This window comes from Nocardia sp. NPDC057440, assembly GCF_042802915.1.
Classification (GTDB): Bacteria; Actinomycetota; Actinomycetes; order Mycobacteriales; family Mycobacteriaceae; genus Nocardia.
The window spans coordinates 18,223-32,439 of sequence record NZ_JBHVDF010000025.1 but is presented as its reverse complement, the minus strand read 5'-3'; the positions used below and the strand labels follow the sequence as shown (position 1 = coordinate 32,439).

At 64.1% G+C, this 14,217-nt stretch carries 11 protein-coding genes and 1 pseudogene; 5 read left to right on the top strand and 7 right to left on the bottom strand.

Annotation, left to right across the window (positions count from 1 at the left end):
• Positions 1 to 673: 673 nt before the first annotated feature.
• The 5 genes and pseudogenes from ACFU4Z_RS33720 to ACFU4Z_RS33700 all read right to left on the bottom strand — a co-directional run.
• Positions 674 to 957 (bottom strand): annotated as a pseudogene (locus ACFU4Z_RS33720) (helix-turn-helix domain-containing protein); the annotation flags it as partial.
• A 189-nt stretch (positions 958 to 1,146) separates the two neighbouring features.
• Complete coding sequence (locus ACFU4Z_RS33715) at positions 1,147 to 2,178, bottom strand: immunity 49 family protein (RefSeq protein ID WP_379071582.1); 1,032 nt, start codon at positions 2,176 to 2,178, stop codon at positions 1,147 to 1,149.
• 673 nt (positions 2,179 to 2,851) lie between these two features.
• Positions 2,852 to 3,154 carry a DUF6506 family protein gene (locus ACFU4Z_RS33710; RefSeq protein WP_067838848.1) on the bottom strand — a complete coding sequence of 101 codons (303 nt, stop codon included), beginning with the start codon at positions 3,152 to 3,154 and terminating at the stop codon, positions 2,852 to 2,854.
• A gap of 32 nt (positions 3,155 to 3,186) precedes the next feature.
• Entirely contained in the window at positions 3,187 to 4,125 is a 939-nt protein-coding gene (locus ACFU4Z_RS33705) for a LysR family transcriptional regulator (protein WP_379071579.1), read from the bottom strand.
• A 19-nt stretch (positions 4,126 to 4,144) separates the two neighbouring features.
• Complete coding sequence (locus ACFU4Z_RS33700) at positions 4,145 to 4,900, bottom strand: hypothetical protein (protein ID WP_379071576.1); 756 nt, start codon at positions 4,898 to 4,900, stop codon at positions 4,145 to 4,147.
• Between ACFU4Z_RS33700 and ACFU4Z_RS33695 the strand changes: the two genes are divergently transcribed.
• Both ACFU4Z_RS33695 and ACFU4Z_RS33690 read left to right on the top strand, forming a co-directional pair.
• Complete coding sequence (locus ACFU4Z_RS33695; RefSeq protein ID WP_379071574.1) at positions 4,899 to 5,162, top strand: hypothetical protein; 264 nt, start codon at positions 4,899 to 4,901, stop codon at positions 5,160 to 5,162. The two genes, ACFU4Z_RS33700 and ACFU4Z_RS33695, sit on opposite strands and share 2 nt — an antisense overlap.
• A gap of 139 nt (positions 5,163 to 5,301) precedes the next feature.
• Entirely contained in the window at positions 5,302 to 5,784 is a 483-nt protein-coding gene (locus ACFU4Z_RS33690; protein WP_379071667.1) for a hypothetical protein, read from the top strand.
• A gap of 16 nt (positions 5,785 to 5,800) precedes the next feature.
• Here the strand turns inward: ACFU4Z_RS33690 and ACFU4Z_RS33685 are convergent, their stop codons facing one another.
• Positions 5,801 to 6,094, bottom strand: a complete 294-nt coding sequence (locus tag ACFU4Z_RS33685; protein WP_379071571.1) for a hypothetical protein — start codon at positions 6,092 to 6,094, stop codon at positions 5,801 to 5,803.
• Between the two features lie 99 nt (positions 6,095 to 6,193).
• Complete coding sequence (locus tag ACFU4Z_RS33680) at positions 6,194 to 6,619, bottom strand: DNA-directed RNA polymerase subunit alpha C-terminal domain-containing protein (protein WP_379071568.1); 426 nt, start codon at positions 6,617 to 6,619, stop codon at positions 6,194 to 6,196.
• 95 nt (positions 6,620 to 6,714) lie between these two features.
• Here ACFU4Z_RS33680 and ACFU4Z_RS33675 point away from each other — a divergent pair, with 95 nt between their 5' ends.
• The 3 genes from ACFU4Z_RS33675 to ACFU4Z_RS33665 all read left to right on the top strand — a co-directional run bounded on the left by ACFU4Z_RS33675 (position 6,715) and on the right by ACFU4Z_RS33665 (position 14,079).
• Positions 6,715 to 7,692: a tyrosine-type recombinase/integrase gene (locus tag ACFU4Z_RS33675; protein WP_379071659.1), complete on the top strand. Its 978-nt coding sequence runs from the start codon at positions 6,715 to 6,717 to the stop codon at positions 7,690 to 7,692.
• 1,022 nt (positions 7,693 to 8,714) lie between these two features.
• Entirely contained in the window at positions 8,715 to 10,334 is a 1,620-nt protein-coding gene (locus tag ACFU4Z_RS33670) for a NaeI family type II restriction endonuclease (protein WP_379071564.1), read from the top strand.
• Between the two features lie 2,374 nt (positions 10,335 to 12,708).
• Positions 12,709 to 14,079 carry an ice-binding family protein gene (locus tag ACFU4Z_RS33665; RefSeq protein ID WP_379071560.1) on the top strand — a complete coding sequence of 457 codons (1,371 nt, stop codon included), beginning with the start codon at positions 12,709 to 12,711 and terminating at the stop codon, positions 14,077 to 14,079.
• The last annotated feature ends 138 nt before the right edge of the window (positions 14,080 to 14,217 follow it).

Genomic DNA, 14,217 nt, shown 5'->3' with positions numbered 1-14,217 from the left:
CGCGATCGCCACCGTGGGACAAAACAATAGACGCACCGTCGAACAGATCTGGGATGCCGCCGGACTGCCTATGCGAGCCGGGATTTCGGTATGGCGGCCGTACGAGCAGCTGCCGTGGGAGACGCAGGAGAAGCTGCTGACCGGCGCGGCGGCCGCCCTCGTTCTGGTGGCCGAAGGCCGGATCATCGCACGGGGAACCCTCGGCCCGCTGCTGGCCCCGACACCCCATGAACCGGTCTACGACGGCGACGCCCCCTACCGCCCGCCGACCGTTTCCACCGAGTTCGCCCGGCCTGCACGCGATTTCGCCGCGGCCGCGCAGGAGTGGCTGTGCGCCGCCCGCACGCAGCCCGGTCCCGCCGGGCAGATGCTCCAGATGCTCACCTGGTACGACACCGCCCCGGAAAAGGTCGTCAGAGAGCGCGAATACTTGATCCGCCACGGAATTCCGCCGGAATTCCTGCAGCTGGACCCGCAACCACTGTGGGGACGCTCGGTCACCGCCAGCGAGGCCACGGTGATTCTGGTCCGGGAAGGATTCGAACCCTCCGAGGCTCAGCAGGCTATCGGCGAATTTCTCGCGGAGGCCCCGCTGCGTCGTTCGACGATGATGACGACGCCACCAGCGAGGGGTACATCACCGAAGACGATCTCGGGCAACTGCGGGCCCGGCTCAGCTTGTGACGGCCTCGGCCCGCAAGTAGGTGTAGACGGTCTCGCGGCTGATGCCGAATTCCCTGGCGAGCGCCGCTTTCTGTTCGCCGGCGGCGGCGCGCTCACGCAACTGCTCGGCTGCTCATCGGTGAGCGCGGGTTTGCGTCCGGTGTAGACGCCGCGGGCCTGGGCCGCGGCGATGCCCTCGCGCTGGCGCTGGCGCTCCAGGATCAGGGCACGCTCGAACTCGGCGAAGGCCCCCATCACCGACAGCAGCAGCGTCGCCATCGGCGCCCCAACACCACACCGCAGGGGCGTTCCGCGCTGTGCAGGAGCCGTCGCCGGGCAGTGTTGACAATGGTCAGTGCATTGGAGCAGTGACGCCGGACCGGACCGGTGGTAAGGGCTGATTGCGGTGCAATCAATGGCCAGGACCTCCTGATGGACGGTCGGGCTGATCGCCCCCGGCCCCATGCCTGATCGGCGTTCGGGTCAATCCGGCAGCAGTTCCCAGGTTCCGTCGATGCCGAGGCGCATCGGTAGCAGCGGCAAGCCATCGTCGTCGTGCGATGTTTTCGGGATCATCACGAAGTCCTTGGCGAGGGGCAGTGTCCATGCGCGATCGACGAGGGCAGACGGCAGGTAGTCCGACGTGACGGTGAGTTCGATTCCTCGATCGACTGCATAGCAGGCGAGCGCGAGCAGGGGCCAGGCGATGAATCCACCCAGGTCGAACTGGCGCGATTCCGACCCGCAGTAGGTGCGGTGGCCACGGAGGGCCGCGGCAAGCGCGCGATTGAATTCGACTGCCGCACCGTGGGTAGCATGCCGCAGCGCTTCGATCGCCGGTGACGCGCTGAGGATGGCGTAGTCCTCGCCACTGGCCTCGGCGGCGGTCTGCGCTGCGCGCAGTGTTTCGTGGGCGGCTGGGTCGTCGTGGTGTAGCTGTTGCCATGCCAGCCCCCACAGGCTCGTGTAGTCGTCATCTGCCACCGGGAGCGGGTAGGCGGGGTGCTGCTGACTCCCGAGCAGAAAAGTCAGCAGCCGGGGGTGACGTGTGACGGTGCTGAGCCATAGGGCGTTGAGGTAATCAGCTGCAGGCAGGTCCGGCAGCATGCCAGCGGTGGCAGGCATGAAGTACCAGTCGTCTCGGACTATTAGGTAGATAAACCGCCTGTCGACCTGACGAACCGACTGCAGTCGTGCGACCAGTACGTTGGCGGCGTCCTCGGTACACCTGCGGATACCTGTCGAATCGTCACCGAAATCGGCGAGGCTGAAATACCCCGCGATCGAGAGGTTCCCGGTGGCGGCTCGCTGCAGACCGGCGAGCGGATCCTCGACCATCGAAACCGTGCGCAAGTCGGCGTACTCGGCCAGGCTGGTACGGACTGTCACCTGTGAGGCAGTGACTTGTTCGTGCAGGATCCTACTGATGTCGTCGTCGGACAGGTCACCGTCCGGCGGGTCGGTATCGTGCCGGTGGATATGTTCACCCACCGGGGTGTAGATCTCGGATGTCACAGGACCGGACCTTAGCTTCCGCATGGACGTTTCGGCCGCGCGAACCACCCATCGACGGGAACCCCCTGGTCCTCTGCGAAACCTGCACTAACGACCCAACATCCGGTAAGGACGGCGATGCCGCTGCGAAGCGGTTATCAGGCATCGGCACGGCCAATGCAGATCAGTTCGAAAAGCTGAGCACTCGACTTCGAACATCGACAGGAGGAAATCGTCGTCGCTCACCCGAAAAGTGTTTCAGGGTTATGTTTCAACACGCCAGACCTATGCACCGTCCTATGAAACATCGAATGTCCTGGACGGCCAACCGATCTCGGGCTGTTCCATGGGTGATCACCTATGAAACAGCGTCCGGGAGGTTTCGCGACCCGAATTCCAGATTCTGTTGCGCTGCGAATTCGCATCCGATGCAATTGGCGGCGCTTGGAACATCCGCGAGAAAAGTCACGCTGAGAGGGTGTTTTTGAAACCCTTCGTTTTCGCAGGTAGAAGGCCAACTGCGGGACGAACGTGATCTGGTGAGCATTCGCGAAACCGTCACGGTGACGCGGGTCCGAACGGTCGTCCATGTGAGTGGGTTGATGGCCTGATTGGCGTGGTGCAAGGTGGGCGTATGCGTCGCCGATGCGCCGCGTGCAAGTCACCGCTTCCGGCCGGGACAAATGCTGACCGGTCAGTGGTCGGCGAACAGCGCGTGCACCTGGTCGACGGCTTCGGTGCCGTAGGCCACGGCGCCCACCGGAACCGCTCCCTGGACCGCCTCGATCACCCGGGCGGTCCAGACGGGGCCGAAACCACCGCACAGTTCGATCAACTGCGCGCCGCCGTCGACCAGTCGCCGCGCCACGTCGACCACCTGGCTCGGATCGTTCACTCCGACGAATACCGAGCGGCAGCCGGGAGTTTCGACGACCGTTTCCCGAGCCGGATCACTGCCGGACGCGGTGTAGATGAATCCCCATGCGGTGAGCGCCATCTCGGTACCTCTCGAAGTGCGGTTCGGCCGCGCTAGGGCGCGACCCGATCGCTCTCCAGCTGAGCCGATCGCCGGGCGTCCTGTCCACGAGGCGGCACCGGATGAGCCTGTGGCGGAACCGCACACGCCAGGTCAGCCGCTATCTCGCGGTAGCGGGCAGCGGCGGAATCCGCTGTGTTCCAGACGAGGGCGTAGCGGATGCGGGCTGCCTCGGCGGCAAACGGAATCCACGACAACCCGTCGCCGGGGCGGACATCCCAGGCCGGTCGGAGAGCGAGGACATCGCCTCCGAAACCGAGTTCGGCGGTGAACAACGCTCGGCGCGGCGAACTCTCGCGAATCGCCGCGGGCTGCCAGCCCGCGCGCGTCCAGGATTCGCGGACGGCGTCGTGGTAGCCCGGCGCCGCCGAACGCGCGAACCACAGCAGTGCGCTGCCCTCGAGGTCGGTCCATCGCAGTGCCTGCTGCTGTGCCAGCCGATGCCCGTCCGCTACCACTACACCGAGCTCGACATCGGCGACGACCGCATGCTCCAGTCCAGCCAGGTCGGCGGGCAGCAGGAGCACCCCGGCGTCGAGGGTTCCCGCCCGCAGCGCCGAAAGCTGTTCCGCGGTCTGCATATCGGTGATCTCGGCGACCGGATCACCCGCGGCCTGCCAGATCGCCGCCGCGAACTGGGGCGGCGCTCCGGGCGTCACAGCGACACGAAGAGCGTGGCTCTCCCGCACCGCACGCTGTGCCCGGCGCGTAGCGTCCACCGCTGCCTGCGCGTGCGGCACCAGTCGCAGACCGGCTGGTGTCACCGACATTCCCGCCGCGGTGCGCACGAACAGTGCGGCACCGAGCTCGCGTTCCAGCGCGATGATCTGCTGGCTCAGCGAGGTTGGCCGGATCCCGACCAGGTCGGCGGCCCTGGTGAGATTGCGCTCCTCGGCCACCGCGAGGAAATACCGCAACTGTCGCAACTCCACCCGACGACGCTAACGCACTTCAGCGGTCGGACTTGTGCTCCGGCGTGAACAGCGAATGCTCCGGGAAGAACAGCGGATGCGGATGCGGGGCCGGTGGGGCGGGCACGACCTTGCGCGCCAATTCCGCCTCGGCGGCACTGCGGACGTGTTCGACATCCGGCTTTCCGGCGATCAGGTCCTGGATGAAGATCTTGACGCGGATGACCGGCCGCCGATAGCGCCGCTCGCGGACGATCGCGCGATACATCAGGCGACGGCGTTCGGAATAACGCCAGCGCGCCCAGGGCGCGCCGGGGCGGCTCAGGCGCAGCGCGCCGATCCACAGCAGCGGCGGGAAGAACATGCCGAACAGGCCGGTCCAGATCTTGCCCTTGGCGATGACGACGGCGGCCAGCAGCAGATTCGACAGGGCGGTCACGGTGGCGACGGCCTTGGCGTCGGTGCCGATGGAGCTGCGGACATCGCCGATCTCGAGGATCGAGAGCGGGTGGAAACCGAGCAGCAGCTGGCCGGTGACGGCGAGCGCGACGAAAACCGCGTCGACGGAGGTGCGGCCCTGCTCCTCCCTGTAGACGTCGCGCAGGTAGTAGATGAGCGTGAACTCGTCGAGCACCAGTGCGGCGCCGACGCCGAACGCCGCCGCGAAGGCCGCTACGACCGGTTCGTCCCCGCTGTCGTACACCGCGATCAGGCCGAGACCGGAGCCGAGCACCAGCACCACGCCGAACCGCGACTCGCTCTGGTAGTTTCCTGGTCGGCGAGCTGGACAGCGCATGTACACAGACACTCTCGGCGGGCTGCTCAGAGCGCTCGGCGTCGACAACGTCGCCGCCCGAACTTCCGCCATGCGTCAGTACGTCCAGCAGCTTGCGGCCTCGGTCGTCGCTGACGCACTCGGCTATCACCACGTCACCACGACGAGGCTGGCGGCCGAGGCGGCGACGAACTGGAGCCGGTATGTCACTGCCCCGCGGTTCCGCTCACCCGCCGGCTGGACTCCTCCACGAACCGCTGCGAATAGACAAGTCGACAGTTGAATACGCGACCTCACCAATCCGGAACCCCGCGCCCTCCCCGACCCGCGCGGGCGGGCGCGGGCACACCGACTCAGAACAAGGTGTCGCGCACGCGCAACGGCCGTAGCCGGTCGGCCCGAGCTGGGCGAGTTCGCCTTCGATGTCGACCTCGATCGCGCCGAAGAAGTTGATGTTGGCGCTGTGCGCCGGGGAGATGTGGGCCAGGACCTCGTCGTCGATACGCTGCCCGTACACCGCGTGTGCGCTGATCATCTATCGCAACAGCAAGACGAAGGTCGACCCGGACGGTAACCGCCGCTACGGCGAGACCAACGCCTCGGAGAAAGTGCAGCTCGAAGCCGACCGTAAATGGTGGCCGATCGCCGACGCCCGCCGACGACACCTCAAAGCGATCGCCTACTACGTCGACGGCTACCTCAAACGAGTCCGCGCTGTCGACCCCGACGGCCGCTGGCAGGCCGATGACCGCGGATATTGGGACGTCCCAGTCGGACCACCCATGTCCGAGGTCGAGATCGCCGCCATGTTCGGCCCGCACCTGCAGCTCGGCGAGTGGCGCCTACCTGTCAAAGGCAAACTCCGCGAATACATTCCGATCCAACCTCCGAAGAACGCGAAGTAGGCGCCCCTTGTCGGAGTCAGGAGCCGAATCGGGCGACCCGCTCCTCCTCGGTGAAGTTCGCCAGGCCAGCTACGGGCCAGGGCTGGTTACGGTAGTCGATCCATGCGCCGGCGCGGGCTTCACGCAGCATCGCCTCGCACCACCGGGTCTTCTCCGTCTCGGGCAGGTCCGAGGCTTCCATCTCGCGCATCTTGTCCGCGCGGCAGGTGATCCCCCACGGGATCTGCTTGGGTGCACCTGTGAGGTCCGGCCAGCCCGCCGCCCGGGCAGCCTCAGCGTTGGCGGCGTTCACGGAGTCGTAGTCGCTCATGGATCCAGGATGCGCTCACGCACCGACACCTATCCGGATGTTTGCCGGGCCGAAAGCCGCAGGGCCAAGCGGGATCTCGGGCCGGGGCGAGGTACCGGGTCAGCGGACGGTGCGGTGGTGAGTGGCCGCGGTCTGGCGCATGGTGGGCGTGAGGTCCATGCCGTCCAGCGTCGTGGTGATGTCGCGGAGTACCTCGGATGTGCCGACTGCATCGGTGATTCGCTCGATCAGCGCCAAGAGCTGGTTGCGTTGGTCGAGCACCATACGGAACTCCTCGGCGAGAGTGGAACCTCGCTCGGGGTCGCGGCCTGCCAGGCAGAGTCCACGTGCGGCCAGCGCGTCGTCGATCTCGGCCATCGTCAGCGTGCCGAAACTGCGAAGGCCCTCCAGGTCGGACCGGGTGTAGTCCATGAGATCGGCGAGAGTGTCGATCCCCTCCCGCCCGAGCATGTTCGCGACACGAGGGCTCAACATCGTGCGCAACCGGGTCGTCGCCGGATCCCGTGGTGCGCTCGTTTCGCTCATGCGCTCCACCGTAACCACTGCGATGCGGGCCTTATCGCAGTCAGGCGGCGGAGCTCATCGTCACCAAAGCGGATGGAGACGCGCTCGTGGAATGGATGCTGACCGAGGCCCGCGTAGATCCCCGGAACTACCGGCCCAACAGCCTCTCCTCCCAGGTCGCCGACTTCATCGCGCTGCACCCCGAGGGCGTCTCGGCGGCGAAGGTCAAGGCAGAGTTCCCGGGCAAGGATGTCCAGAGTTGCCTGTCGGCGCTTGCTCGGTCCGGGCGTGTCACAAGGCCACGGCGTGCGGTGTGTGTCCCGACCGAGAGCACCGGGGTCGCCCGGGCAGCGAGTGGTGTCAAGCCGGTGACGGTTCGCGCCACCTTGACCACCTTCACCATGGTCGTGAAGTCGTTCGCTGATCAGGGTGCGTTGCCGCGCAACGTGATCGCGCTCGTGGAACGACCTGCCGATGAGATCGGTGACGATGACGACGAAGAGACGAAATCGTGGACGGTTACAGAGGTTCAGAGTTTCCGTGATTCGGTGCGGGAAGAGCGGCTCTATGCCTGCTGGCTGCTGAGTTGCTACGGAGCGCGACGCAGCGAAGTACTCGGCGTGCGGTGGACACGGTTCGATGAGTCCGTGCTGAAGGTGCGCCGAGGGCGGGTCGCCATCGGCAAGGAAACCGAGGAAAACCTACCCAAGTCCAGAAGAAGCCGTCGCGACCTTCCACTGCCCGCTGACCTGGCGGCAGCGCTCAACCTGTTGAAGATCGTGCAGAAGTCCGAATGCCTCGCACTGGGCATCGGGTGGTCTGACGACCGCCTCATCGCGGTACACGAGGACGGCACCCCGATCCGGCCAGAGCACTACTCGGACATGTTCCAGCGGCTCAGGGAACGCGCAGGCCTGCGGCGAATCCCGTTGAAGGGACTGCGGAATACCTCAGTGTCGCTGATGCTGAAGTCGGGCATCCCCTTGCACATAGTCGCGGCCTGGCACGGCCACGATCCGGCGGTGTCGCTGTCCATCTACAGTGAGGCACAACCCGAGGATTTGCGCGCCGCCGGCGCTGCACTGTTCGGGTGACCTGATGAGCGCTCTCCGCGCGTTGGCAAGTTCTTGGCAAGTTGGCCTGCTGGAAGTCGTTTCGCGGAGAGCCGAGATAGCCTCTGACCTGGCTGGAATGACAGCGGTAAACATGACGACCGGCTGGTTCAGCGGGAACTGGTAATCGTCCTGGGGTGTACGGCTGGTGCGGTCCCTCCAGGTCAAAGGCATTTCAACGTCCGGCTCGTCTTACCCCGTCCGCCTCGGATCGGCCTGTCTTGGCACGTTCTAGGCACGCTGGATATCGTCTCTCACCTGCCATTTATTGCGATCCGTCGCCGTACAGCACCGGGCGCTCGCGACCAATCCGATCGCGCTCGCCGCGTCCAGCTCCCCGAACAGCTGCCAACGCACTTTTAAGGTGCAGGTACCCATCGGCGTCGCCCCCAACGCATCAACGCCATGGTGAGTACGTGTCGTTTGCCAGCCGACGGCCCATGCCGATTGGTGAGATCTGCCAAGGCGATCGGGGGTGCGGGTCGCTGCGTGCGTGGGTGTTCAACCGGGGTCAACGAAAGAATTCGCGGATCGTAGCTACATCGCTCTCGTCCGGTCGATCGTCGCCTTGCCTCGGCCGGTCCGCTGGCTGGGGTGGCTGGCCTGGTCGTCGTGTCGCCTCGAGTAGCGCTTGCGCCCGGATGATGTCCGCACGTTGAGAATCGGATACGCCCTGCAGCGCCTTGTCGAGGCGAGTGCTGACGGCGTCGACGTCGTGTTTCCTGGCGAGGTAATCGAGGATGTAGCGCAAGGCCGCCAGAGCGCAGCCCGCAATCACTATGCACAGAACCTGGTTTGGTGTCAGCCCAGGCAAGAGAGCGCCTATCGACACGGTATCAAGCCGCTCACGATGCGATAGAGACACACGGTCAACCGTTTCTCCTGGTGGTACCTAGAGGCGAGCCGTATGCCCACCTGGATGTCTCAACTTTGACCAGCGCGATCGAGTACGTAAAGATGTCTCAGAGACAATGAGAATTGTTGCGAGACAAGTGAGGTGATCAGTGACGCGCTCAGGTCGACCCCGCAGTGGGCTTCGCGGGAACAGCGACGCGATCAACGAGCTTGCCCTGCTGCTGCAGGACCAGTTGCGACAAGCCCGGATGTCGGTGCGGGATCTGTGTAAGGCCTTTGACGAGAGCCACTTTCAGGAGGGCTGTTCGATCCCCTCGCACGCAACGGTGCAGCGCCGCCTCAGCGGCGAGAACCTGGCAACCGCACGGCCGTTGATCAACGCGATCATCACCATCTGCACACCTGCAGCCGAGGTGCAGTCGGTCCAAAAACACGCCATGGAACTGCTCCGTAAGGCCGCGATTTCGCCGCCGCGCAACCCCGTCGGAGCAGACTCGGGCGCCGAAACGAGCGAACTGCGCGCTCAGCTCGGCATACTGCAACGTCAACACATCGCAACCCAGCGTGAGCTGCACGCCGAACGTCGACAACGCTCAGATGCATCGCCCGGGCTTTCCCTCACCATGATGTGGTTGCTCGGGTCTCTGCACGCGACACGCGATCAGGAGCAACCTGGGTCAGCAGATGCCACTGTCGCTGACCTTCAGCGGCGCCTGCTCCGCATCGAAAAGGAGCGCGACGCGACCAAGAGTGCACTCGTGGCAGCCACCCGCAGGATTCAAGATCTCGAATCGCAGCTTTCGAGCCAGCCGGAGGCCGGTGCGCCGACCAGACCGGAGAACCAAACCGAACCGACAACGCCCGCCCCCTTGCAGCGAGCAACCAATGCCGAACTAGAAACGCTCGAACGTGGGCTCCGGAGCCGCGACCCGGACGGTAACAGAATGGCTGCCGTGCTACGACGAGCGCTGGATTTCCCGTTGGATGGCAGCCATACAGGACGCTTCCGATGGGATCAGCTCTCAAAGACTGAGAAGACTACCCTCGGCACACGAGTCGAGATCGAGTTGCGCCGAGCATTCGGATTTGATCCCGGTGGACAGCTCGACTTCAAATTCAATGACATCGAGTTCGACTGCAGGTACGCGATGTCCGCGGGTCGATGGTCGATCCCGCCCGAAGCGCATGGAAAGATCTGCCTTCTGATCACTGCTGACGACCAAACGTCAAGCTGGAGCGTTGGGCTCGTCCGGGCTGATCCCGAGCTACTGAATTCGACGCACAATCGCAGCGGGAGCACAACTCTCAACGCACTGGGTCGCTCGGCAATTCGCTGGCTGCACCAGGACGCCACGCTACCGAACAACGCACTGATCCACCTCCCGCAGGCGGACATAGACGCGATCTTCACGCCACGGTCTTCTATATCCAGAATGGTGGAACTGTTCCGGAGAGCCCAGCATCAACCTATCTCCCGCACTGTGGCGGCAACTGTTGCATTGAACGACCAGTACGAGCGGAGGATACGAGAGGCACAGGGCCCGCTGACAGAAGAAGGCATCATCATTCTGCGAGGTTCGCCAGATGGCCAGGACATAGCGCGCCGGTTGGACCTACCAATTCCCGGCGTGGGTGAGTGGGTGAGTGCCCGAATCACCGCGTTGCGGGACGTAGACGAGAACACGCCACACTTCGAGGCGGAGGGGCAGCGGTGGGTTCTCGCTATGCCGCACGACCCCATAGCCGCCGCGCCGAGCGTAGTTCGATGACACGCTATCCAGCTGGCATACGCGCCACCCGTCCGTGCAAGCACGCGCAGCCGCGCCGTGGTATCTACATAGACCTGTAAGGCATTGGGTAGCAAGGCAAGACCGCTGTAGAAGCTCGCCGCCATCAGTACCACAACCCATCCCGTGGTGCCGTAGCTGACGCTAGACAGGGCTGCGGCAGCATCGGCCGAACCGATGCCCCCTCATGCTCGGCGTACGTCGACGATCTGGACGTGGTGTTCGTCTCGCGCGATGAGACGTCGAGCAAGGCGCTCTTCATTGGTGGTGGCGACACTTGTTTGATGGAGCCCTCCCCGGACGTGACTCGCGACAACAGGCTGGCTACTTTCCGGCGTACGTCGGGGTCGCGGTGTTCGAGAGGCTCATCGAACCAGCAGAAGTTGGTTGTCGTGACCAGTTCGGCCACGAGTAGACGCATCAGGGCCGTCGCGGTCATGCCTGATCGGTGATGAAGGCGTCGAACGGAAGGACTTGACCGTTGACAGTTCGGGTGAGGCTGCCGTCTGGATGAGTATCGAGGCTGCCACATCCGCGGATCAGGAACGTGGGCACAAGGAATACGCCTTTTCGCTTGCCATAGCCACAGCCTGGCAACGACCCACCGTGCCCTCAGACCCAGCATTCACAGCAGCCCTCACCCGAAGATTTCCTCGGAGAAGGAGGGCGCTCCACTCTTCCGGAAAGAGCCCGCTTGCACCTTCTAGGCACGCTGGAGGGTTGGAAAATGTCGAACAGAGAGCGAAAAACTACCTCTGACCTGGTCGGGATGACAGGATTTGAACCTGCGACCACTTGCCCCCAGTTCAAATCTCCTGAACGCATCCCAGAAGACCCCATCACACCTGGTCAATCCCATATCTGCACGTCAGCACCTGCCCATCATGTCCCATCAGATCTCGGCAAATCCCATCAAAAGTGTGAGATTTTGGTGGGACGGATCGAATGACAGATCCGCACCCCTCTCGGCCCATTGTAGAACCGCAACATAACCCGAACCCGAGCTTCGCCGCACCACGCTTGGACGCGACCAGCCCCAACTCCTCGCCGCCAAGCATCCACTGATCGATCAGCTCATCCTTGTCAAGCCCCCTCATCACGCGGCAAACTACACCCGCCACCACCGTTACCAGGCAGTTGCGCTTCATATGCCAGATGACACGGTTCTTGCCGGCACCTGGTTCTGATCGCGACTCTGGGCAGCAGTTGGTCGCGAATCTCGACATCACTTGGTGGAGTGGGATTTTTGTGATCGCGAATTTCGACACCGTTGTGGTGGCAGGTCCTCGCTCAGACCTCGCGCCGACCACCCAACAGGGGACAGGACGATGGACCACACATCGCCCACCCTGTGCGCGGCAGAGCCTTCCGCACCCACGTCGGCGTATCCACAAGGATGAGCGTCGGCGACAACGAAGACCCGCACACCGGACTCGGGACCCGGTACCGGCGAATGTCCGTGTCGTCGCGTCGTTGTCCGGTTCGATGCGATAGCCCAAACTGGTGATGAGGGTAGCTAATTCGTCGAACTTCACCCGAGGTGTGAACTCGCCGTACTCGTTCGGCAGGGGCACTGGCACGGTGGACACGTCACCCCCGCCCAGACGGTGCGCCTGCGCGCTGATACCGAACCCTCGTCCGCCTGGAACGAAAGCTCCACGAGTCAGTAGTCCCGCCGCATGAGGTCCCTGCCCTGTCGTCGAGATAGTCCAGCCCAGCTTCGCTTCCCACTCGGCAGGATTTGTGTCGAATCCGGCCCCCAACACTTCGCCACGCGTGGCGAAGTGGACATACAAATCCAGGTCAGACATCGACATCTTCTCCCTTGTCATTACAGGATCTGCGCCTCTGTCCGGCCGCGGACGCCGCCATCACCGACTCCTACAGACCCGCCCACGCCCGAGCAACCCACCGCTGACCCCTCACAGCACGACACGTCAATCCGACACACCAACTCAGGTGATGCCAATTTTCGCGACCGGGATCGGGAATCACCCAGCCCAACCGATGCCCAAATCCGCTATCAACCGGCAACAGAATTCGCGAACAACGACACCAGAATTCGCGAACAACCGGCAACAGAATTCGCGAACAACCGGCAACAGAATTCGCGAACAAAGCCCAGGCGCCCGAACTGGATGGCGGCGCCTCTCGAAGTCGGGCGACAAGGTCACGCCTGGTGCCCAGTTTCCCAATAGCTATCGGCCGAACCCGAAAAACGGACAAGACCGCACCGGGGATACATTGCCAAAATGTCGCAACTGGAGGGTTACTGGGTATAGGCAGCGCAACTAACGGCCAGGCCTGTGCTGCTGCGGGGGAACCCTTTTCACGTTCACAGATAGAAGGTAAGAAAATGGCACCTGTTATCACCTCGCTGACACCCTCTTTCGGCCCTCCAGCGGGTTTCAACTCTGTAATCATCGCCGGCTCCGGATTCAGCAATGTCGGTCCCTTGGCTGTCCGGTTCGGCACGACGGCAACGACATTCACCATCGATTCCAATACCCAGCTCACGGCCATCGTCCCGCCGGGAACCGGCACGGTGAACGTCACCGTACAGGTACTGCTGGACGGCACGAGCAACCCGCTGCCCTACACCTATGGTGTGCCTGCTCCTACCTTGACCAGCATCAGTCCGGGTTCGGGGTCGGCGGCCGGCGGAACGGCGGTCGTGCTCACCGGGACGAACTTGACCGGAGCCACCGCAGTGAGTTTCGGTGGGACACCGGCAACTTCGTTCACGGTCAACTCCTCGACGCAGATCACGGCGGTGACCCCAGCCCATTCGGCTGGGACGGTGTCGGTCACTGTCACCACCGCCGGCGGAACCAGCAACAGTGTCGCGTTCACCTATATCGCGGTGCCCACCCTCACCAGCATCACTCCAAGCTCGGGGCCGCCAAGCGGTGGGACAGTGGTTGTGCTCACCGGGACCGGCCTGACCGGAGCCACCGCAGTGAATTTCGGTGCCACCCCATCGACCCTGTTCGTTGTCAACTCGTCGACGCAGATCACCGCCCTCGCCCCAGCCCATTCAGCTGGGACGGTGTCGGTCACTGTCACCACCGTCGGCGGAACCAGCAACGGTGTCGCCTACACCTACGTTTCAGGTCTGGCGCCGGTGAATTTAGGGACAGCCGCGTCGTTCGCGGTGCTGGGTGCCGCGACAGTCACCAACACCGGAGCCACGGCCATCACCGGTAACCTGGGTGTCAGCCCGGGCACCGCGGTGACCGGATTCCCGCCGGGAACGGTGACCGGCGGAGCGATCCATGCCGGGGACCTGGTCGCGGCGCAGGCACACACCGATTTGCAGGCTGCCTACATCGACGCGGTGGGCCGGACGCCTACCGCTTTCGTGACCGCTGATCTCGCGGGACAAACCCTGACCTCCGGGGTGTACCACGCAGTTGCCGGGATCGGCCTCAACGGCACCGTCACCCTGGACGGGCAAGGCAATCCGAATGCGGTGTTTATCTTCCAGGCCGGGTCGACACTGATCACAGGGGCGAACAGTGTGGTCAGCCTCATCAACGGCGCCACCGCAAGCAAGGTGTTCTGGCAAGTCGGTAGCTCGGCCACACTGGGCACCAACACCAACTTCGCCGGAAACATCCTTGCTTTCACCTCGGTCACGGTGACAACCGGCACCACCTCGAACGGGGACATCCTGGCCCTCAACGGCGCGGTCACCCTGGACACCAACACCATCACGGCACCCTGAGCCTCGATCCACCGAAAGGGTATCGACCCCAGTCGCGGGGGGGGTGGGGGTGGTGGTGGGGGGTGGGGGGGGGGGTGGGGTGTGTGGGTGGTGGTGTGTCTGGGGGGTTGGTGGTGGTGTGTGGGGGTGAGAGAGTTG

What these genes read in the sequence shown, in the direction of transcription:
- ACFU4Z_RS33710 (WP_067838848.1), bottom strand. Translation starts at nt 3,154, where the DNA reads ATGGCGCTCACCGCATGGGGATTCATCTACACCGCGTCCGGCAGTGAT.
- ACFU4Z_RS33695 (WP_379071574.1), top strand. Translation starts at nt 4,899, where the DNA reads ATGTACACAGACACTCTCGGCGGGCTGCTCAGAGCGCTCGGCGTCGAC.
- ACFU4Z_RS33700 (WP_379071576.1), bottom strand. Translation starts at nt 4,900, where the DNA reads ATGCGCTGTCCAGCTCGCCGACCAGGAAACTACCAGAGCGAGTCGCGG.
- ACFU4Z_RS33690 (WP_379071667.1), top strand. Translation starts at nt 5,302, where the DNA reads ATGTCGACCTCGATCGCGCCGAAGAAGTTGATGTTGGCGCTGTGCGCC.
- ACFU4Z_RS33685 (WP_379071571.1), bottom strand. Translation starts at nt 6,094, where the DNA reads ATGAGCGACTACGACTCCGTGAACGCCGCCAACGCTGAGGCTGCCCGG.
- ACFU4Z_RS33680 (WP_379071568.1), bottom strand. Translation starts at nt 6,619, where the DNA reads ATGAGCGAAACGAGCGCACCACGGGATCCGGCGACGACCCGGTTGCGC.
- ACFU4Z_RS33675 (WP_379071659.1), top strand. Translation starts at nt 6,715, where the DNA reads ATGCTGACCGAGGCCCGCGTAGATCCCCGGAACTACCGGCCCAACAGC.
- ACFU4Z_RS33665 (WP_379071560.1), top strand. Translation starts at nt 12,709, where the DNA reads ATGGCACCTGTTATCACCTCGCTGACACCCTCTTTCGGCCCTCCAGCG.